17 protein-coding genes are annotated in these 19,123 nt (G+C 64.0%); 4 read left to right on the plus strand and 13 right to left on the minus strand.

Going from position 1 to position 19,123, the window contains the following annotated elements:
* Window positions 1-5 precede the first annotated feature (5 nt).
* Window positions 6-686: a phosphonate C-P lyase system protein PhnL gene (gene phnL, locus R1W01_RS01440; protein ID WP_297756579.1), complete on the plus strand. Its 681-nt coding sequence runs from the start codon at window positions 6-8 to the stop codon at window positions 684-686.
* Window positions 686-1,234: a phosphonate metabolism protein/1,5-bisphosphokinase (PRPP-forming) PhnN gene (gene phnN, locus R1W01_RS01445; protein ID WP_297756422.1), complete on the plus strand. Its 549-nt coding sequence runs from the start codon at window positions 686-688 to the stop codon at window positions 1,232-1,234. The genes phnL and phnN overlap by 1 nt, the downstream gene beginning before the upstream one ends.
* On the opposite strand, the gene R1W01_RS01450 is transcribed toward phnN, so the two are convergent.
* Window positions 1,201-1,896, minus strand: a complete 696-nt coding sequence (locus tag R1W01_RS01450; protein ID WP_297756421.1) for a DUF1045 domain-containing protein — start codon at window positions 1,894-1,896, stop codon at window positions 1,201-1,203. The genes phnN and R1W01_RS01450 overlap by 34 nt on opposite strands.
* 49 nt (window positions 1,897-1,945) lie before the next feature.
* Here R1W01_RS01450 and R1W01_RS01455 point away from each other — a divergent pair, with 49 nt between their 5' ends.
* Window positions 1,946-3,091, plus strand: a complete 1,146-nt coding sequence (locus tag R1W01_RS01455) for an alpha-D-ribose 1-methylphosphonate 5-triphosphate diphosphatase (RefSeq protein WP_243611281.1) — start codon at window positions 1,946-1,948, stop codon at window positions 3,089-3,091.
* Between the two features lie 64 nt (window positions 3,092-3,155).
* Here the strand turns inward: R1W01_RS01455 and R1W01_RS01460 are convergent, their stop codons facing one another.
* The 9 genes from R1W01_RS01460 to urtA all read right to left on the minus strand — a co-directional run bounded on the left by R1W01_RS01460 (window position 3,156) and on the right by urtA (window position 13,352).
* On the minus strand, window positions 3,156-3,890 hold the full coding sequence (locus tag R1W01_RS01460) for a proteasome-type protease (protein ID WP_297756420.1): 735 nt from the start codon (window positions 3,888-3,890) through the stop codon (window positions 3,156-3,158).
* 39 nt (window positions 3,891-3,929) lie between these two features.
* Window positions 3,930-4,727 (minus strand): transglutaminase family protein, encoded by a 798-nt coding sequence (locus tag R1W01_RS01465; RefSeq protein WP_243611279.1) that lies wholly within the window; start codon window positions 4,725-4,727, stop codon window positions 3,930-3,932.
* Between the two features lie 6 nt (window positions 4,728-4,733).
* Window positions 4,734-5,675, minus strand: coding sequence for an alpha-E domain-containing protein (locus R1W01_RS01470; RefSeq protein WP_243611278.1), 942 nt, complete (start codon window positions 5,673-5,675; stop codon window positions 4,734-4,736).
* A gap of 4 nt (window positions 5,676-5,679) precedes the next feature.
* The gene (locus tag R1W01_RS01475) at window positions 5,680-7,107 is read right to left on the minus strand and encodes a circularly permuted type 2 ATP-grasp protein (RefSeq protein ID WP_297756419.1); all 1,428 of its coding nucleotides are present in this window, start codon (window positions 7,105-7,107) and stop codon (window positions 5,680-5,682) included.
* Window positions 7,108-7,246: 139 nt separating this feature from the next.
* Complete coding sequence (urtE, locus tag R1W01_RS01480) at window positions 7,247-7,942, minus strand: urea ABC transporter ATP-binding subunit UrtE (protein ID WP_243611276.1); 696 nt, start codon at window positions 7,940-7,942, stop codon at window positions 7,247-7,249.
* A gap of 3 nt (window positions 7,943-7,945) precedes the next feature.
* Window positions 7,946-8,686, minus strand: a complete 741-nt coding sequence (urtD, locus tag R1W01_RS01485; RefSeq protein ID WP_297756418.1) for an urea ABC transporter ATP-binding protein UrtD — start codon at window positions 8,684-8,686, stop codon at window positions 7,946-7,948.
* A complete protein-coding gene (gene urtC, locus R1W01_RS01490; RefSeq protein WP_297756417.1) occupies window positions 8,683-9,918 on the minus strand; it encodes an urea ABC transporter permease subunit UrtC in 1,236 nt (411 codons plus the stop codon). Before urtC ends, urtD begins: the two co-directional genes overlap by 4 nt.
* 111 nt (window positions 9,919-10,029) lie before the next feature.
* Window positions 10,030-11,994, minus strand: coding sequence for an urea ABC transporter permease subunit UrtB (gene urtB, locus R1W01_RS01495; protein WP_297756416.1), 1,965 nt, complete (start codon window positions 11,992-11,994; stop codon window positions 10,030-10,032).
* Between the two features lie 77 nt (window positions 11,995-12,071).
* Window positions 12,072-13,352 carry an urea ABC transporter substrate-binding protein gene (gene urtA / locus R1W01_RS01500; RefSeq protein WP_297756415.1) on the minus strand — a complete coding sequence of 427 codons (1,281 nt, stop codon included), beginning with the start codon at window positions 13,350-13,352 and terminating at the stop codon, window positions 12,072-12,074.
* A 513-nt stretch (window positions 13,353-13,865) separates the two neighbouring features.
* Here urtA and ilvD point away from each other — a divergent pair.
* Window positions 13,866-15,719 (plus strand): dihydroxy-acid dehydratase, encoded by a 1,854-nt coding sequence (gene ilvD, locus R1W01_RS01505; RefSeq protein ID WP_297756414.1) that lies wholly within the window; start codon window positions 13,866-13,868, stop codon window positions 15,717-15,719.
* A gap of 156 nt (window positions 15,720-15,875) precedes the next feature.
* Here the strand turns inward: ilvD and R1W01_RS01510 are convergent, their stop codons facing one another.
* The 3 genes from R1W01_RS01510 to R1W01_RS01520 are packed head-to-tail and all read right to left on the minus strand — an operon-like array spanning window position 15,876 to window position 19,081.
* Complete coding sequence (locus R1W01_RS01510) at window positions 15,876-17,051, minus strand: thiolase family protein (RefSeq protein ID WP_297756413.1); 1,176 nt, start codon at window positions 17,049-17,051, stop codon at window positions 15,876-15,878.
* Window positions 17,032-18,540: an AMP-binding protein gene (locus R1W01_RS01515; RefSeq protein ID WP_317275016.1), complete on the minus strand. Its 1,509-nt coding sequence runs from the start codon at window positions 18,538-18,540 to the stop codon at window positions 17,032-17,034. The genes R1W01_RS01510 and R1W01_RS01515 overlap by 20 nt, the downstream gene beginning before the upstream one ends.
* Window positions 18,541-18,547: 7 nt before the next feature.
* A complete protein-coding gene (locus R1W01_RS01520) occupies window positions 18,548-19,081 on the minus strand; it encodes a biotin transporter BioY (protein WP_243611268.1) in 534 nt (177 codons plus the stop codon).
* Window positions 19,082-19,123: the final 42 nt, after the last annotated feature.

Genomic DNA, 19,123 nt, shown 5'->3' on the forward strand with positions numbered 1-19,123 from the left:
GGATGATGATCGAGATTTCCAATCTTTCCAAGACCTTCACGCTCCACAATCAAGGCAGCGTTGTGATCCCCGTGATGCAGGGGGCTGAGCTTTCGGTCGCGCGCGGGCAATGTGTTGCGCTGACCGGCGCGTCAGGGGCGGGCAAGTCGACGCTCATGCGGATGATCTATGGCAACTACCTTGCGGCGTCAGGGCATATCCTTGTCGATGGGGTCGATGTGACCAAGGCGGAGCCGCGCGAGATCCTCGAGCTGCGCCGCCATACGCTTGGCTATGTGTCGCAATTCCTGCGCGTGGTGCCGCGTGTGCCGACGCTCGATGTTGTGGCCGAGCCGCTTTTGGCGGTGGGCGTGGAGACGGAGGCGGCACGCGACAGGGCGCGCGATCTGCTGACGCGGCTGCGGATTCCCGAACGGCTTTGGAGCCTCAGCCCGACCTCGTTCTCGGGCGGTGAACAGCAGCGGGTGAACATCGCGCGGGGCTTTGCACATGACTATCCGGCGATGCTTCTCGACGAGCCGACGGCGAGCCTTGATGCGGCGAACCGCGAGACGGTTCTGTCGCTGATCGAGGAGGCCAAGGCGCGGGGGGCGGCGATCGTTGGGATTTTCCATGACGAGGCGGCGCGCGACCGGGTTTGCGACCGCGAGATCGACGTCTCGATCTATACGCCCAAGGCCGCCTGATGTCGGCGCGGCTCATAGGGGTCGTGGGGCCGTCCGGTGTCGGGAAGGATTCCGTCATGGCGGCGCTTGCCGCGCGCGTGCCGGGATTGCGGCTCGTGCGGCGGGTCATCACGCGGCCCTCAGATGCGGGGGGCGAGACGTTCGAGGGCGTGAGCGAGGCGGACTTCGCGGCGCGTGTCGCAGCGGGGGATTTCGGCCTTTGGTGGCGCGCGCATGGGATGGCCTATGGCATTCCACATTCGGAGGTCGAGGACCGCCCGGATGGAGAAATCGCCCTTGTGAACCTGTCGCGGGCGGTGCTCGACGAGGCGAGGGCGCGCTATCCGGGGTTTGCGGTTCTATCCCTCACAGCAGCGCCAGAGACGCTTGCACATCGGCTTGCCGGGCGCGGGCGCGAGAGCGAGGCAGAGATCGCGGCGCGGCTTGCAAGGGCGGGCTATGTGCGGCCCGAAGGTGCGGATGTAATCGAGATCAGCAATGACGGACCGCTAGACGAGACCGTCGCGGCGGTGCTTCAGGCGCTCTCTCCGGAAAGGGCAAAGCATTGAATTTCATGGAACATTCCGTCCTCATCCTCACCGACAAGTGTCAGGTCCGGCACCTCGAAGGGCACGGGCAAGAGCGGCGCGAGATGCGGCGCGAGGGCGGTTTGCACGGCTTCGGCCTCGCCACGCGCAAGGCGGCCTGTGAGCGTGATGTGAAAGCGGAACTCGTCCAACACGTAAGGGTAGCCCCACGCGGCCAGAAGCGCCTCTTGGCGCGCGGTGAGGTTGGATTTGCGGCGGCGGGCGAGTTCAGTGTCGCTTGGCGGGGCGCGGAAGGCGTCGAGATCTTGGACGACCTCTCCGGCAAGGTCCGCGAGCGGCGACTGATCGCCTGCGATGGTGAGGGCCACGAAGCTGCCGATGCGGCTCAGGCTCAGCCCGTCGAGCGTTACCGGAGCGAGGCGCGTCGCGAGACTTGCCATCGCGCTTTCAAGCCCCTCCTGCGTCGTCCCCTCCGCAAGTTGGAAGGGCGGCTTGATCGTGCCGTGCAGCCCGTATTTGCGCGGCGTGGCGGTCATCTCTTCGACCGGGCGCGGCAGGCCCGAAATCTCTGGGTGCGCGACGCGCACGCCGTTCTCGATGTCCCAACCCAACCACTGCGCGCCGAACGTGGCGAAGGCGCCGCTTTGGGGGGTGTAGTAGATGCCAAATCTGCGAAACTGCATGGGGCCCCTTTCGTTTTCCACGCCACTGACAAAACAGCGTAACATCCTGATGACACAAGACATGATCCTCGCCAATGCCACCCTTGTTCTTGAGAAAGAAACGCTCCGCGGCAGCCTTGTCGTAAAGGACGGCATCATCACCGCGGTTGATAGCGGCACGGCGGTGCCTGCGGGCGCAGAAGATTGCGACGGCGACTTTGTTGCGCCGGGCCTGATCGAGCTTCACACCGACAACCTTGAGCGCCACCTGCATCCGCGCCCCAAGGTCGACTGGCCGCATCAGGCGGCGATTGTGGCCCATGACGCCGAGCTTGCAAGTGTCGGGATTACAACGGTTTTCGACGCGATCCGGGTTGGGTCGATCCTATCGGATCCGAATAAGAAATACGGCAAATATGCGCGCGAGATGGCCAATGAAATCCTGTCGATGCGCGAGCATGGAGGCCTCAAGATCAGCCACCATCTGCACCTCAGGGCGGAGACGTGTTCGGAGACGTTGATCGAGGAATTGGAGGAGTTCGGGCCGGAAGACCGGGTCGGCATCGTGAGCCTGATGGACCATACGCCGGGGCAGCGGCAATTCACCGATATTTCCAAGTTTGAAGCCTATATCCGGGGCAAATACGCGCTTCCGGCGGAAGGGTTCAAGGAATATTGCGATTTCCTCTATGGGCTGCGGGACCGGCTTGGCGAAAAGCATGAGCAAGCGACCGTGGCGGCGGCGAAACGGTTTGGCGCGGTGCTTGCGAGCCATGACGATACCACCGCGGAGCAGGTCGAGACCTCGGCCTCCTACGGGATTCACCTGGCCGAATTCCCGACCACGGAAGAGGCCGCAAGGGCCTGTCATCAAAAGGAAATCGCGACGATCATGGGCGGGCCGAACCTTGTGCGGGGGGGGTCGCATTCGGGCAATGTCGCGGCGATTGACCTCGCCGATCTCGATCTTCTCGACATCATCTCGTCCGACTATGTGCCCGGCTCGCTTCTCCTTGGGGCGGTGCAGTTGGGGCAGCATTGGGGCGATATGGCCAAAGGCATGGCGACGGTGACGGCGACGCCTGCGCGGATGACGGAACTGCATGACCGAGGCCGGATCGAGGCGGGGCTTCAAGGCGATCTGATCCGCTTCCGCCTGACCGAAGGCGTTCCGGCGCTTCGTGCGGTATGGAGCAAAGGCAATCGCGTGGCCTAGGATCTGTGCGCAGGCTCACATATGTATCACGTCGGTATTGCGTCGGTATCGCGGTGGTGCGGCCTCAGTCGAAGGAGAATTCCGGCAGTTGGGCGAAGGCGGCTTTGAGGGCGTCGCCCCAGCCGGCGGAGATTTCCTGGTAGTAGGGATCATCGCCCGTGATGCGGAAGCGGCGGCCGGTGGTGAGCGCGCCTTTCTCGTAGACATGCACGTCGAGCGGCAGGGAGACCGATAGGTTGGCCTTGATCGTGGAGTCAAAGGAGACGAGCAGGAGCTTGATTGCCTCTTCATAGCTCATCGCCGGATCATAGGCGCGCAGGAGGATCGGGCGGCCATATTTGGTCTCGCCGATCTGGAAGAAGGGGGTGTCGGCGCTGGCCTCGATGAAGTTGCCCTCGGGATAGATCAGGAAGAGGCGCGGCTCGCCGCCTGCGATCTGGCCGCCGACGAGGATCGTCGCGTTGAAGGCGGCGTCGGCGCGTTGGCCTTCGTCGGCATGGGTCGAGATGACCTCGCGCAGGGTGTTGCCGATCATCGTGGCGACCTGAAACATCGAGCTTGCGCTAAGAATATCGGGATCGCGTTCGGAGGGCGATTTGGAGCGTTCCTCGAGGAGCGAGATCACGGCCTGCGTCGTGGCGAGGTTTCCGGCGGTCATCACCGTGATGCAGGCGGTGCCGGGCTTCTCCCAGATCACCATCTTGCGGAAGGTGGAGATATTGTCGACGCCGGAATTCGTCCGGGTGTCCGACATGAACACCATCCCGCGGTCCAGCATCATCCCAACGCAATATGTCATCGACGTCTCGTCCTTTGAGGTTTGACCCTAAGAACAGCTTTATTGCTGAACTTGCAAGGCGACATGGAGGTCTTCCTGTCCCATACCTTGCCGAATTCCGAGGATCGGGGCGGCGTCGCCATAGTCGCGCCCCGTGGCGACGCGGACATAGCGGTCGTCCGGGCAAATGCGGTTGGAGACATCGAAACCGACCCAACCGAGCGAGTCGGTCCAGACTTCGCACCAGGCATGCGAGGCGTCCTGTTCCACGAGGCCCTCCATCAGGAGATAGCCGCTAATGTAGCGGGCGGGATGGCCGAGCAGGCGGGCGGCGGCGATCATGATATGGGCGTGGTCCTGACAGACACCATGCCCGGCGGCGAGGGCGGTTTCGGCGGGTGTCGTGCTGTCGGTCTTGCCGATGTCGTAGGTGACCTGTTCGTAGATCGTTGCCGAAAGGGCGTGCATCTGGGCGAGCGTGTCGTCGGCATTGGCGACGTCGCGGGCAAGGCGGCGCAGCTCGGGGCCGGGTTTGGTGCGCGCGGTTTCGTTCTCGAAGAGCCAGAGCGGGGCAAAACCCTTGTGCCGTCCGATGACGCCCGCGGTATCCGTGGTCTCGACGATGCCCTCGCAATGAACCTCGATATGGGTTGTGCCATCATCCGCGAGGAGGAGGTCGGTCTGGTTGGTGTATTGGTCCTCAAAGCTCAACTGGCGCGTGGCGCCGGAAATCTCGGTGGTCCAGTCGTGGACGGTCTGGCCGTGGCCGGTTCGGGGGCGCAGGCGCAACTGTTGAAGCGCGTAGTGGACGGGTGTGTCGTAATTGTAGGTGGTCTTGTGAGATATCCGGAGGCGCATGTGATGTTATCCGTTGAACCTGAAATCCTGCTCGATCTGTCCGGCGAGGCAGGCGGCAGCGGATAGGGTATCGCTTAGGAATTCGTGCAGGCCGTCTTCGAAGATCTCGTCGATGTTGCGCGACATGAAGCCTTGGCAGAGGGTCTGGGCGAGGTCCATGCAGGGGCTTCTTTCGCCGTATTCGCGTTCGAGCATGGCGAGGTTGTCGCCGATCTCGGCGCAGCAGAAGGCGAGAGAACGCGGCATGCGTTGATCGAGGATCAGGAAGTCGGCAATGGCGAGAGGCGAGCTTTCGCCAGCATGCAGCCAGCGGAAGGCGCGGTCGGCAGAGACCGAGCGCAGGATGGTTTCCCATTGCGTGTTGTCCATCGAGCTTCCGACGAAGGCGGCGGAGGGCAAGAGGACGTAGTATTTCACATCGAGGATGCGCGCCGTGTTGTCGGCGCGTTCGATAAACGTGCCGAGGCGGGCAAAGGCGAAAATGTCGTTGCGCAGCATGGTGCCATGCAGGGCGCCGCGTACCACGGCGGTGCGGTAGCGGATCGCGGCAAGGATCTCGGGCAGGGTGCGCGTAGTCACCGGGCGGGAGAGCGCGTCTTTGATGGCCATCCAGCATTCATTGGTGGCCTCCCAGACCTCGGAGGAGAGCGCGGTGCGCACCATGCGGGCGTTGGAGCGCGCAGCGCTTAGGGTGCAGAGCACAGAGGACGGGGTATCGCGGTCGCGCAGGAGGAAGTTGACGACGGATTGGGGATCAAAGCTGTCGTACTTTGCGAGGAAGGCGTCGCGCAGACCGGCGGTCGTCACCACGCTTTCCCATTCGGTTTCGGCCCGTTCAGAACGGGTCAGGGCGATGCGCCAGCCGGTTTCGATCAGGCGTGCGGTGTTTTCGGCGCGTTCAAGGTAGCGGAACATCCAGAACAGGCCACCTGCGGTTCTTCCTAGCATCTGGTTACTCCCCCAATACCCATGTGTCCTTGGTGCCGCCGCCCTGTGACGAGTTCACCACGAGAGAGCCCTTCTTGAGCGCCACGCGGGTCAGGCCGCCGGGTGTGATGTTGATCTCGTTGGGCGAGACGAGCACGAAGGGGCGCAGGTCGACATGGCGCGGCGCGAGGCCCTTCTGGGTCAGGATCGGCACGGTCGACAGCGCCAGCGTCGGTTGGGCGATATAGTTCGCGGGGCGGGCGCGGAGTTTCTTCTCGAAGGTGGCCAGCTCGCGTTTGGAGGCGGCGGGGCCGACGAGCATGCCGTAGCCGCCCGAGCCATGCACCTCTTTCACGACCAGATCGGCAAGGTTGTCGAGCACGTATTTGAGCGCGTCCGGCTCTGAGCAGCGCCATGTCGGCACGTTCTGAAGAATGGCTCGCTCGCCGGTGTAGAACTCGACGATATCGGGCATGTAGGAATAGAGCGCCTTGTCGTCGGCGATCCCGGTGCCGGGCGCATTGGCGATGGTGATATTGCCCGCGCGATAGACATCCATGATCCCCGGCACGCCAAGCAGGCTTTCGGGGTTAAAGGTCAGCGGGTCGAGATAGGCGTCATCGACCCGGCGATAGAGCACGTCAACAGGTTTGTAGCCTTGCGTCGTGCGCATCGAGACACGGCCATCGGTGATCCGCAGATCGGTGCTTTCGACAAGTTCGGCGCCCATTTGGTCGGCGAGGAAGGCATGTTCGAAATAGGCAGAGTTGTGGATACCGGGGGTGAGCACGGCGACCTCGGGTTTGCCGGTCACACAGGGCGGGGCGCTGGCGGCGAGCGAGCGGCGCAGGGCGCGGGGATAGTCGGAGACAGGCCGCACCTTCATGTTGGTGAACAGCTCGGGGAACATCTGGAGCATCGTCTCGCGGTTCTCGAGCATATAGGAGACGCCGGAGGGTGTGCGGGCGTTGTCCTCGAGCACGAAAAACTCGTCCGGGCCGGTGCGCACGAGATCGACGCCGACGATATGAGTATAGACGCCGCCGGGGGGCGAGACGCCGATCATCTCGGGGAGGAAAGCCTCATTCCCGGCGATCAGCTCTTTCGGGACGCGGCCTGCGCGCAGGATTTCCTGACGGTGGTAGATGTCGTGCAGGAAGGCGTTGATCGCGCGCACGCGCTGTTCGATGCCGCGTTCGAGCCGGGCCCATTCGCGGGCCGAGATCACACGGGGCACAATGTCAAAGGGGATCAGGCGTTCGTCGGCGTCTTCCTGACCGTAGACATTGAAGGTAATGCCGATGCGGCGAAAGAAAGCTTCGGCTTCGGCGGACTTGCGCCGCAGGTGCTTGATGTCCTCTCCGGAGAACCAATCGTGATAAAGTTCATAAGGGGCGCGGGGGGCACCCTCGGAGACGAACATCTCGTCAAAATGGGGCTTTGATTCTGTCATATCACCACGCTACGCCGCCCCGGTATGGCGGCAATGAGATGCCTCATTTCCCATCACCTTGACGTGAAAACCGGGCGGTTGCGCCATTTCTTAGGCAGCCGCGCCCAAGAAGTAGGCGGAATGTGGATTGAGAGGCGTCTCAGACAGAGACCGCTTCGAGAAGTTCATCACGGCTGAGCGTGGCGCGGGGACCGGATTTGACCACGCTGCCTCGGCGCAGGATGACGAAATCGTCGGCGTGGTCATAGGCGAAATCAAAGAACTGCTCGACGAGGATAATTGCCATGTCACCCCGGTCGCGCAGGTAGGTGATGACCTTGCCGATTTGCTTGATGATATTGGGCTGAATGCCCTCGGTTGGCTCATCCAGAAGCAGCAGTTTCGGCTTGGTGATGAGCGCGCGCGCGATGGCGAGCTGCTGTTGTTGGCCGCCCGAAAGGTCGCCGCCGCGCCGGTGCAGGAAGTCCTTGAGGATCGGGAACAGCTCGAAAATCTCGTCCGGGATGACGTGTTCGGAAGGCGGCAAGCAGGCATAGCCCGTCTCGAGGTTCTCGCGCACCGTCAGCAGCGGGAAGATATCGCGCCCCTGCGGCACGTAGCCGACCCCGCGCCGGGCCATGGCGTGGGCGGGGAGTTTGCCGATGTCCTCGTCGTTGAAGGTCATGGCGCCGCCGCTTCGGATATGGGTGCCGGAGATCGCCTTGAGGAGCGAGGTCTTACCGACGCCATTGGTGCCCATGACGCAGGTGATCTTGCCAAGGTCGGCTTGCATCGAGATGTCGTTGAGGATTTGCGAGCTGCCGTAGTGGAGCGTGAGATTGTCGAGTTTGAGCATCGCTTAGCGTCCCAGATAGACGTCGATGACGTCCTGATTGCTTGTCACGTGGTCGAGGCCGCCTTCGGCGAGAACCGAACCTTCGTGCAAGACGGTGACCTTGCAGTTGAGGCGGCGCACGAATTCCATGTCATGTTCGACGACGACCACGGCGCGGGTCTTGGCGGCCTCCACAAGGATCGCGGTTGTGTGTTCGCGTTCCTCAGGCGTCATGCCAGCGGCGGGTTCATCGACAAGGAGAAGTTGCGGGTCTTGCGCCAGCAACATGCCGATCTCGAGCCATTGTTTCTGACCGTGGGAGAGTTCGCCCGATTTGCGCGATAAGTGATCCGTCAGGCCGATCTCGGCGGCGAGCGCCGCGACCTTCTCGGTATCCGCAGCGTTCTGGCGGTAGAACAGGACGGCGAAAGGGCCACGGTCTTTCTTGAGCGCGAGGAGGAGGTTGGCAAAGACGGTCTGATCCTCGAAGACGGTTGGGCGCTGGAATTTGCGGCCGATCCCGGCGCGAGCGATCTGGGCTTCGCTCATCTTCAGGAGCGAGACGGATTTGTCGCCCCAGAGCACACGGCCTTCGTTGGCGCGGGTTTTGCCGGTGATGATGTCCATGAAGGTTGTCTTGCCCGCGCCGTTGGGGCCGATGATGGCGCGCATCTCGGCCTTGCCGATCTGGAAGGAGAGGTTGTTGATCGCCTTGAAGCCGTCGAAAGAGACCGAGACGCCGGAGACTTCGAGAAGGGTTTTCATACGTCGGCCTCCTTTTCCTGAAGCGCGCCTTGGTCAGGGCCGAGGTCTTGGCCGTGGCGCATCGGGCTGTGGCGGTCGGTGATGAGGTCGAAGAGGCCGCCGATGCCCTTGGGCGCGAAAAGCGTCACGAGGACGAAGGAGAGGCCAAGGAGAACGAGCCACCAGTCGACCCAGTCGACCGTGTAGAAGCCGAGCGGGATCGAGGGCACCTGGCCGCCGGTGAACCATGTGGAGACGAGCGACACGAAGGCCGCGCCGATGACCGCGCCGTAGAGGCGGCCACGCCCGCCGATGGCGACCCAGACCGCGAGGTAGATTGAGGCGATGGGTGCGATTTCGGCGGGGTTGATGATGCCCGCCTGTGGGTAATAGAGCGCGCCGGCGATGGCGGCGATGATGGCGGTGACGGTAAAGATAAAGAGCTTGTAGCCCTCGACCGAGTAGCCAAGGAAGCGCACGCGCGCCTCGTCATCACGGATGCCGCGCAGGACCGAGCCGAACTTGCCCGAGACGACCCATGTCGCAAAGCCATAGCCAAGCGCGAGGGCAATGGCCGAGGCCCAGAGGAACCAGAGCGAGATCGTGGCCTGCGGGATGGCGTCGGCGCCGGGGAGGTTTTGAAGGCCGGAAAGGCCGTTATTGCCGCGCAAGCCGCTGTCGTTCTGGAACAGGTAGAGGGCGAGGGCGAGGGTCATGGCCTGGGTCAGGATCGAGAGGTAAACGCCCGTGACGCGCGAGCGGAAGGCCAGCCAGCCGAAGACCAGTGCCAGCAGGCCCGGCACGGCGACCACGAGGATCAGTTGCAGCGTCAGGCTATGGGAGAAGGCCCAGATCAGGGGGAAGTCGGAGCTTCCGACGACGCCGAAGATCTGGTTGCCAATGCCGGAGATGACCTCGGCGTCGGTTGGCGGGATCTCGGCATTGGTCATGGAGGTCACGACGATGTCGCGGGTGCGGGCATACATGAGCCACATGCCGATCATGTAGCCGCCGAGCCCGAAGAAGGCGAAATGGCCAAGCGAGAGGATACCCGCATAGCCCCAGACGAGGTCCATTGCGATGGCGACGAGGCAGAGGCAGAGCGTCTTGCCCAGCGTTTTGACGAAGCTTGTCGAGATGAGGCCGGTGCCCATGGCTTCGGAAAACACCGTCACGAGAAGGGTAAACAGAGCAAGGCAGGCGAGGAAGATCAGCAGCGAGGGGTTTCGCGCGATGAAGGGTTGCCGGGTCATGCGGTGGCCTCCGTGGCGGGGGCGGAACTCTTTGAACATCCCGGGCCGTTTTCTTTTGATGAAGACGGGGGGAGACAGGTGAAGAGGGCGGGGAAACAGAGCGGCATTGGATCAGTCTCCTGCGGCGCGGCCCTTGAGGGCGATGATGCCTCGGGGGCGGAACTGAATGAAGATGATGATGAAGATGATCATGTAGGTTTGGGCCGCGAGGGTGTTTGAGGGGTTCATCCATTCGATGCCCTTTTGCAGGAAACCGATCATCGCCGCCCCTGCGAGCGTGCCCCAGATATTGCCGACACCGCCGACAACCACGGTCATGAAGGATTGGACGATATAGTCGGAGCCAAGTTCCGAGGTGACCTTGGCAAAGAGGCCGATGGCGACGCCGGCGATTCCGGCGATGCCGGAGCCAAGGCCGAAGGTCAGCATGTTCACGCGGTCGGGATTAATCCCCATGGAGGCGGCCATGCGGGGGTTTTGGGTAACGGCGCGGGTTTCAAGGCCGAGGCGTGTGCGCTTCATGATGAAGAGGAATAGCGCGAGGAAAGTCAGCGCGAGGACGAAGATCGCGATGCGGATATAGGAGATCGAGACCACATCGTTCATCACCCACGCGCCATCGAGCCAGCCCGGAGAGGTCAGGGGGCGGGCCTGGGTGCCGAAGATGTTCTTGGCGATCTGCTGGAGCGCGATAGAGATGCCAAAGGTCGCCAGAAGGGTTTCCAACGGGCGGTTGTAGAGCCAGCGGATCACGAGGCGTTCCATCGCGACGCCCGCGGCGAAGGTCACGGCGAAGGCGAGGGGCAGGGCCACGAGGATTGAGACGGTGTAGTTGGGGATCAACTGTTGCACCACATAGCCGGTATAGGCGCCCATCATGATGAACTCGCCATGCGCCATGTTGATGACGCCCATGACGCCGAAAGTGATGGCGAGGCCGATGGCCGCGAGGAAGAAGATCGAGGCGAGCGAGATGCCGTCGAGTGCCAGATCGAGCATCTGGTTCAGGCCGACGCGGGTCTTGATCGCGGCGAGCGCGTCCTCGGCGGCGGCGGTCACGGCGGTGGAGGGCTCGGCATAGGCGTCGTAGATCGTATGGGCGGCGAGGGCCTCTTTGATTGCGGCTTCGGTCGGTTGGGCCGGGGCGAGGCCCGCCTCGACAAGAGCGGCGTAGGCCGTGGCGCGGGCGGCGTCCGTATTGAGCGCGGCGAGAGGGACGCCCCCGACCTTGCCGCCGTCGATATGGGCGGCGAGCGTGGAGCGGATATCATCGGGCGAGAGGCGCGGCGGGGCGAGGCCCTTGTCGGCGAGCATGGCATAGGCCTCGGCCTCGGGCATGTCTTCGCCGGGCGTCAGGATGGCGGCGACATTCACGCCTTGGGGCACCGGGCCTTGGGCGATTTCGCGACTGGTGGTCAGGAGCATGTTCAGCGCGGCGCGGGCGTCGAGGGAGATATCGGTTGCGATGCTTTCGATGGCGGCGATGCGGGCTGTGTCATCGGCGCCGAAGCGCAGGGTCAGGAGCGTGGCGAGCTGTTCCTTGCGGGCCTTGATTTCTGGGTCGGCCTCACCTTCGAGGGAGGCGCGCAGGGGGGCGAGGTGGCTGGCCTCGGCGTCGCGCTGCAGCGCGTCGAGCGCATCGCGGCGGCGAGCCGGATCGGGGTCGGAGAGTTGGAACACGACAAGCGCGGTGCCGATCATGGCGCGCACGCCGCTATTGGGTTTGAGCTGGTCGAGGGCGTCCTTGTCATAGTCGCCGACGGCATCGCCGCTATCAAAGTCATAGAGGCGGTAGGTTTTCTTGGCGATTTCCTCGGCGCGGAAGAAATGCCCGTCTTCTTCGCGCTGCCACATGTCCTTGGACTGCCAGGTTTGAAGCACGGTTTGGGCGGCGGGTAGGCCACTTGTCGCAATGGCGTCGATGGCCGGGGCGATGGATTTGCGCGAGCCTTTTTCGATCAGGGCGCGATGCACCTGAAGGAGGTCTTGCACCGGGGTATTGCCGGGGCCGCTCTGGGCCTGAAGCGAAGGCGCAAGGGACAGGATGGCGGCAAGCGCCAGAAGGAAAACCCGCATGAGTCCTACCTGTTGGGAGAAAGGGGCGTCAGGAAAAGAAAGGGGGCCGGAGCCCCCTTTCCGAGAGGTCGATCAGATCAGTAGTTCGACTGAATCTGCACGCAGGAGTTGGTGTCGGTGTTGTACATACCGCAGCCGAGGTCTTTCCAATCCGACTTGAGAACCGCAGATTCCGGCAGGAAGTCGGTCCAGGCGTCGCCCGGAACTTCGGCGGTCTGGGAGATGATGTCGAACTGGCCATCTTCCTGAATCTCGCCGATGAGAACCGGCTTGGCGAGGTGATGGTTCGGCAGCATCACGGCGGTGCCGCCGGTCAGATTCGGAACCTCGAGGCCATACATCGCTTCGCGCACGGCGTCGACGTCGGTCGTGCCAGCCGCTTCAAGCGCTTTGATATACATGTTGAAGCCGATCACGTGCGCTTCCATCGGGTCGTTGGTCACGCGCTCTTCGCCCATTTTGGCTTTCCATGCGGCGATGAATTCCTCGTTGAGGTCGCTCTCTGCCGACTGGAAATAGTTCCAAGCGGCGAGGTGGCCGACGAGGTTGGTGGTGTCGAGACCGGAGAGTTCCTCTTCGCCGACCGAGAAGGCGACGACGGGAATGTCGTCGGCGGAGACGCCGGCGGCGGCGAGTTCTTTATAGAAGCCGATGTTGGCGTCGCCGTTGATTGTCGAGATCACGCCGACCTTTTTGCCGTCCGCGCCAAGCGCCACAACGTCCGCGACGATCTTGGACCAGTCGGAATGGCCAAACGGGGTATAGTTGACGAAGATGTCTTCCTCGGCGATGCCTTTGCCCTTGAGATAGCTTTCAAGGATGTTGTTGGTGGTGCGGGGATAAACATAGTCGGTGCCGAGGAGGGCGAATTTCTCGACGCCGAGTTCCTCGAGGAAATAGTCGGTGGCGGGGATCGCCTGTTGGTTGGGCGCGGCGCCGGTGTAGAAGACGTTCTTGGAGCTTTCTTCGCCCTCATATTGCACCGGGTAGAAGAGGAGACCGTTCAACTCCTCGATCACCGGCAGCACCGATTTGCGCGACACGGACGTCCAGCAGCCGAACATCACGTCCACGTCCTCGACGGTCAGCAACTCGCGCGCTTTCTCGGCGAAGAGGGGCCAGTCGGAGGCGGGATCGACGACCACGGCTTCGAGCTGTTTGCCGAGCACACCGCCCTTGGCGTTCTGCTCTTCGATGAGCATCAGCATGGTGTCTTTCAGCGTCGTTTCGGAGATGGCCATGGTGCCCGAGAGCGAGTGCAGGACGCCGACCTTGATCGTGTCGTCCGCTGCGAGCGCCGAGGAGGCGAGGCCGGCCATGACCAGCGAGCCGGCGAGCGTGTTCTTAAGAAAGTTCATAAGTGTCTCCCAGCAGGGCTTTTTGCCGCGCTCCCCTTGCCGCAATGCGCAAGAAAGCCTAGCTCGTGCCCTGCAACATGTGTTGCGTAACGTGTGGCGGCCTGTTCGAGGTCCAAGTCGTCTGGCCGTCACACTCCCCAAGGGTCTGGCGAGCGTTCCCTCTGGGCGCCCTTACAGTTTCTGCGTTGCGGCAATCCGGCAAACATATGCGGTGAAAAACCGGGCGGAGGACCGTGGTTGCCCTTTTTGCGGGCAGTCTTGAGGGGGGATTGCCTTCGGAATAGGCGGTTTGAGGCGCGGTGCGGTGCGCAGCCTGCCTGATTTCTGCGCGTCTTGCGCCGGGCGCGTTGCGAGCTGCCGGATGATTCCGCGCCGTGGGGGGCGGACAATATTGGCGCGAAAGCGGTGCGGGAGGGTAACAATGTTGCCAAACTCCCTTGCAAATTGTTGTTCTCGGTGGCACGTCCTCTTTTCAGCCCCGCGAGGGGATGCGCGATATCCGAGGAGAGCCCGATGCCTGATCTTCGTTCCAAGACATCCACCTTTGGCCGCCGTATGGCCGCAGCCCGTGCGCTTTGGCGCGCGACAGGCATGCAGACCGAAGATTTCGGCAAGCCGATTGTCTGCGTCGTCAACTCGTTCACCGAGTTCGTGCCCGGCCACGTGCACCTCAAGAACATGGGGTCTCTGGTCGCGGAAGAGATCGAGAAAGCGGGCGGTGTCGCCAAGGAAATGAACACGATCGCCGTCGATGATGGGATCGCCATGGGCCATGACGGGATGCTTTATTCGCTGCCGTCGCGCGAAGTCATTGCCGACAGCGTCGAATATATGGCCAATGCCCATTGCGCCGATGCGCTCGTGTGTATCTCGAACTGTGACAAGATCACGCCGGGGATGCTCATGGCGGCGATGCGGCTCAACATCCCGGCGATCTTCGTTTCGGGCGGGCCGATGGAAGCGGGCAAGGTGCTTCTCAAGGATGGCGAGCATAAGGCCGACCTCGTGACCGCCATTGTCGGCGCGACCGATGAGGATCGCAGCGAGGACGAGGTCAACAAGCTCGAACGCTCGGCCTGTCCGACCTGTGGTTCGTGCTCGGGCATGTTCACGGCGAACTCGATGAACTGTCTTGCCGAGGCGCTTGGCCTCGCGCTGCCGGGGAACGGCTCGCTTCTGGCGACACATTCCAAGCGCCGGGGGCTTTTCGAGGAAGCCGGGCGCAAGATCGTGGAGCTTTGCGAGCGCTGGTACAAAGACGGCGACGAAACCGCCCTGCCGCGCGGGATTGCGACCTTTGACGCCTTCGAGAACGCCATGGCGCTCGACATTGCGATGGGCGGGTCGACCAACACGGTGCTGCACCTCCTTGCCATCGCGCATGAGGGCGAGGTCGATTTCACCATGGCCGATATGGACCGGATGAGCCGTCAGATCCCGCATCTGTGCAAGGTGGCGCCGTCGACACCGCTCTATCACATGGAAGACGTGCACCGCGCGGGCGGGATCGCACGGATCATGGGCGAGTTGGATCGCGAGGGCAAAATCCACCGCGATTGCGCCACGGTACATGAAAAGACCATGGGCGAGTTCATCGACAAGTGGGATATCCGCCGCGAAACCGCGGGCAACGAGGCGCGCGACCTGTTCATCGCCGCGCCGGGCGGTGTGCGCACCACGGAAGCCTTCAGCCAGTCGCGCATGTATACCGAGCTTGACCTTGATATCGAGGACGGCTGCGTGCGTGATTTCGGCAATGCCTATTCCGAGGAGGGCGGTTTGTGCGTGCTTTTCGGCAATATCGCCGAGCAGGGCTGTATCCTGAAGACGGCGGGCGTCATCAAGGAGATGTATGAATTCGAAGGCACCGCAAAGGTCTTTGAATCCATGGAAGACGCGATGCATGGCATCCTCCAGAACGAGGTTCAGCCCTATTCCGTCGTGGTGATCCGCTACGAGGGGCCGAAGGGCGGGCCGGGGATGCAGGAGATGCTCTATCCGACCGCCTACCTCAAGTCGAAGAAGCTCGACACGACCTGTGCCTTGCTCACCGATGGCCGGTTCTCGGGCGGCACCGCGGGGCTTTCGATCGGTCACGCCTCGCCGGAAGCGGCGGAGAAAGGGGTGATCGGGCTTGTGGAAGATGGCGACAAGATCAAGATCTCGGTGCCGAACCGCACGATCCATCTTGATGTCAGCGACGAGGAGCTTGAACGTCGCCGTGCGAACCACCCGCAGGCGGATCGCAAGTTCTGGAAGGCGGAAGGGCGGCCGCGGGCCGTGTCCAAGGCGCTCAAGGTCTATGCGGCGCATGTGTCGAACGCCTCACTCGGGGCGGTGCGCCAGATCGACGAAGACGACGTGTAAGGCCGTTTCTTGGTTTTGTTGGAGCGGGGTCGCCTTGAGCGGCCCCGTTTTTCATTTGGGGGGGCGTTTCTTGGAAAGAAAACGGGAGGGGCCAGCCCCTCTTGCCTGCCAAGGCAGGCAATTCACCCCGGGATATTTTCGGCAAGAGGAAGAGGATCAGGGGGTGAGAGGGCGGAAGGCAGCGGTCAGCCCTTGGCCACCGCCGATGCCGATCATGGCCATGGCGAGCGCGCCCTCGGGGGCAGTTTGCGAGACGGGGCGCAGTTGCGCGAAGAGGCGGGTCACGAGGATTGCTCCGGAGGCGCCGAAGGGATGGCCGAGGGCGATGGCGCCGCCGTGCGGGTTGGGAAACGTCTCGGGGAGGTGGAGTGCGTCGAGACACGCCAGCGCCTGCGCGGCAAAGGCTTCGTTGAATTCCAGATGGGTCAGCCGGTCGAGCGACAGGTCGGGGCGGCGGGAGAGGAGTTTTTGCGTCGAAGCGACAGGGCCGATGCCGAGGAGGTTCGGATCGACCCCGGCGGCGGCGGCGTCCTCGAAACCCAGCGCATAGGGCAGCCCGGCGGCGCGGGCACGGGCGCGGGAGGTCACGACGAGAGCCGCTGCGCCATCGTTGAGGGGGCAGGCATTGGCGACGGTGACCGTGCCGTCCGGGGTAAAGGCCGGGCGCAGGCGGGCGAGGCGGTCGGGTGTGAGGTCGGGGCGGGGGCATTCGTCGAGGGCGTGGCCCGCGAGGGGGGCGATTTCGGTGTCGAAGGCGCCCTCGGCTTGTGCTGCCAGTGCGCGGGCGTGGGAGCGCAGGGCGAAGGCGTCTTGTCGGTCGCGCGAGACGGAGAAACGGGCGGCGACGGCATCGGCGGCGGCGCCCATTTCGGGGTCGCCAATGGACTCGGGGGAGAAACGCGCGCGGTCGTAGGGCAGCGGCGCGCCGCCATCGCGGGCGGGCAGGGCGCGCAAGGGTTTGCGGCTTTGGCTTTCGACGCCACCTGCGAGGTAGAGGTCGCCAGCGCCGGATTGCACAAGGCGGCAGGCAAGGATCACGGCCTCAAACCCTGCGCCGCATTGACGGTCTACGGTGAGGCCCGGCACGGAGACATTGCCCCAGGCGGTCAGGGCCGAAAGGCGCGCGACATTGCCGCCGGGGCCAGCGGCATTGCCGAGGATCACGTCGTCGATCTCGGCGGGTGCGAAGGGTGTGTCGGCGAGCGCGGCGGTGAGGGGCGCGGCGGCGAGGTCTTCGATGTCGAGGGCGCGGAACATGCCCCCGGCGCGGCCGATGGGGCTTCGCCGGGCAGCGACGATGACGGGGCAGCGCTCAGGCGGTAAGGGGGACAAGGCGCGCATCCTCTTTCTCGATCCAGTCCATCAGGGTGCGGCGGTCGGGTTTGCCGCTGCTGGTCAGGGGGTAGTCTTCCAGCATAGCCACACGGCGCGGGATTTTATAGCGCGGCAGGCGCGGGGCGAGATGGGCGCGTAAGGCCGCAAGGGTGGTGTCGCCGGTGAGGAGCGCAACGAGGTCTTGGCCACGGGTCGGATGGGGCAGACCGAGGACCACGGCGCCGGTCACACCGGGGCAGGCGGAGAGCGCGGTTTCGACCTCTTGTGGATAGACGTTGAGGCCGGCGGTGACGATCATGCCGCCTTCGCGTCCCATGAGGGAGAGCGAGCCATCGGGGTTGATGCGGCCAAGGTCGCCGACCGTGGCCCAGTCCCCCTCGCGGCGGAAGCCGGAGCGGGTATTGGGTGTGAGGTAGCCGTCGATGGCGAGGTCGCCACGGGCAAAGATGGTGCCGGTTGCGCCTTGCGGCAGGGCGCGGCCCTCGGTTCGGATCGACAGGGCCACATGGGGAAAGGGATGACCCACGGTGTCGGGCGGGGCGGAGGAGCCGTGGGCGTCGTGGCGCGAGAGGCTCAGGAAGCCGAGTTCCGAGGCACCGTAATATTCATAGAGCGTGGCGGTGGGGAAGGTTGCGCGTGCGGCTGCAAGGAGGGCAGGGTCGAGCTTGGCCCCGGCGGTGGTGATGTTGGTTACGGTCGGCAAGGGGGCGTGGCGGGTGAGGGCTTGCAAGAGGGCAGGCACGGCGACGAGGCGGGGTGCTTCGGCCTTGAGAAGGGCGCTTGCGGTGGGAGCGTCGAAGCGGGGCAGCGCGTGGAAGGTTGCGCCATTGTCGAGGGTTTCGGCCAGAGCATAGAGCGTCACCCCGTGGGCCAGAGGGCCGGGGGCGAGCGTGTGGCTTTGGTCGGTGAGGCCAAAGGCGGTGCGGCTTGCATCGAGGGAGGCGCGCCAAGAATGGCGGGAGCGGGCGAAGGCCTTGGGGTGGGAGGTTGTGCCGGAGGTGTAGCCGATGAGGAAGGTTTCGTCCGGCGCGCGCGGCAGGGGCGCGGCGGGAGCGGTCGCGAGAAGGTCCGGGAGGGCAGTCTCGACGGGATAGGCGGGGATCCAGAGGCGCGCAGCGGCGGCGCGCAGGGCGGTTTGATCGGTAAGGCAGAAGAGCGCGTCGGGGCGCTGCGCTTCGAGCGCCGCAATCAAGAGCGCCTCGGGCCATTGGGGATCGAGGAGCTGCACTGCGTGGGGTGTCGAGAAGGCTGTCGCCAAGAGGGGAAGCGCGGCGGCGTGGTTGCCTGTGGTTAGCGCGAAAAGACGGGCCGGGGCTGAGAGTGTCAGGCCGGGGTGTTCGCGGGCGGGCAGGGCACGCAGGGCTGCATCAAGCCGGGCGGTTTGATCACGCAGGGCGGCATAGGAGAGCGCCGTGTCGCCAATGCAGGCCGCCAGCGCGTCAGGGCGCTGGCGGGCGTGGGTTTCAAGGGCGGTGCCGAGAGGCACGCCGACCTCAGAGCGCGGGATAGGCGCGGCGGATACCACGCGTCACGATCACGGCGATCGCCACCTTCACGAGGTCGCCGGGTACGTAGGCCAGCATGATCATCACCGCCTTGGACAGCGGCAGCTTCGCGACCACGGCCATCCACGGGATACCGATGGCATACATGACGAGGATGCCGCCGATGGCAATGGCCACGGCGAGGCGCAGCGGGGAGGTCTCGGCGCGTCCAACGAGCCAGCCGATGACGGCGGCACAGATCGGCCAAGCCACAACGAAGCCGCCGGACGCCCCGGCGAAGATGCCAAAGCCGCCGCGCCCGCCGGAGAGAAGCGGCAGGCCAATGGCGACGAGGGCCACAAAGAGAAGCATCGCGAGGCCACCGCGGCGCGCACCGGCGATCGCGCCTGCGAGCATGACGCCGAGGCTTTGGGCGGTGATCGGAGGCAGCGCGAGGCCTGCGAAACTAATGGGCGGAACAAGGCCGAGGGCGGCGGTCAGAGCCGCGAAGAGGGCGATGTAGACGATGCTGCGAGTGTCCATGGGTGTGTCCTGTGCGTATTTTTCAGGCAGGGATACGTGGCG

It is taken from the genome of Shimia sp. FJ5, assembly GCF_032918335.1.
In the GTDB taxonomy this organism is placed as follows: Bacteria; Pseudomonadota; Alphaproteobacteria; order Rhodobacterales; family Rhodobacteraceae; genus Shimia; species Shimia aestuarii_A.

What these genes read in the sequence shown, in the direction of transcription:
- urtD (WP_297756418.1), bottom strand. Translation starts at nt 8,686, where the DNA reads ATGAAAACCCTTCTCGAAGTCTCCGGCGTCTCGGTCTCTTTCGACGGC.
- urtE (WP_243611276.1), bottom strand. Translation starts at nt 7,942, where the DNA reads ATGCTCAAACTCGACAATCTCACGCTCCACTACGGCAGCTCGCAAATC.
- urtB (WP_297756416.1), bottom strand. Translation starts at nt 11,994, where the DNA reads ATGCGGGTTTTCCTTCTGGCGCTTGCCGCCATCCTGTCCCTTGCGCCT.
- urtA (WP_297756415.1), bottom strand. Translation starts at nt 13,352, where the DNA reads ATGAACTTTCTTAAGAACACGCTCGCCGGCTCGCTGGTCATGGCCGGC.
- R1W01_RS01470 (WP_243611278.1), bottom strand. Translation starts at nt 5,675, where the DNA reads ATGCTAGGAAGAACCGCAGGTGGCCTGTTCTGGATGTTCCGCTACCTT.
- R1W01_RS01475 (WP_297756419.1), bottom strand. Translation starts at nt 7,107, where the DNA reads ATGACAGAATCAAAGCCCCATTTTGACGAGATGTTCGTCTCCGAGGGT.
- R1W01_RS01450 (WP_297756421.1), bottom strand. Translation starts at nt 1,896, where the DNA reads ATGCAGTTTCGCAGATTTGGCATCTACTACACCCCCCAAAGCGGCGCC.
- ilvD (WP_297756414.1), top strand. Translation starts at nt 13,866, where the DNA reads ATGCCTGATCTTCGTTCCAAGACATCCACCTTTGGCCGCCGTATGGCC.
- phnN (WP_297756422.1), top strand. Translation starts at nt 686, where the DNA reads ATGTCGGCGCGGCTCATAGGGGTCGTGGGGCCGTCCGGTGTCGGGAAG.
- R1W01_RS01465 (WP_243611279.1), bottom strand. Translation starts at nt 4,727, where the DNA reads ATGCGCCTCCGGATATCTCACAAGACCACCTACAATTACGACACACCC.
- R1W01_RS01455 (WP_243611281.1), top strand. Translation starts at nt 1,946, where the DNA reads ATGACACAAGACATGATCCTCGCCAATGCCACCCTTGTTCTTGAGAAA.
- phnL (WP_297756579.1), top strand. Translation starts at nt 6, where the DNA reads ATGATCGAGATTTCCAATCTTTCCAAGACCTTCACGCTCCACAATCAA.
- urtC (WP_297756417.1), bottom strand. Translation starts at nt 9,918, where the DNA reads ATGACCCGGCAACCCTTCATCGCGCGAAACCCCTCGCTGCTGATCTTC.
- R1W01_RS01460 (WP_297756420.1), bottom strand. Translation starts at nt 3,890, where the DNA reads ATGACATATTGCGTTGGGATGATGCTGGACCGCGGGATGGTGTTCATG.
- R1W01_RS01520 (WP_243611268.1), bottom strand. Translation starts at nt 19,081, where the DNA reads ATGGACACTCGCAGCATCGTCTACATCGCCCTCTTCGCGGCTCTGACC.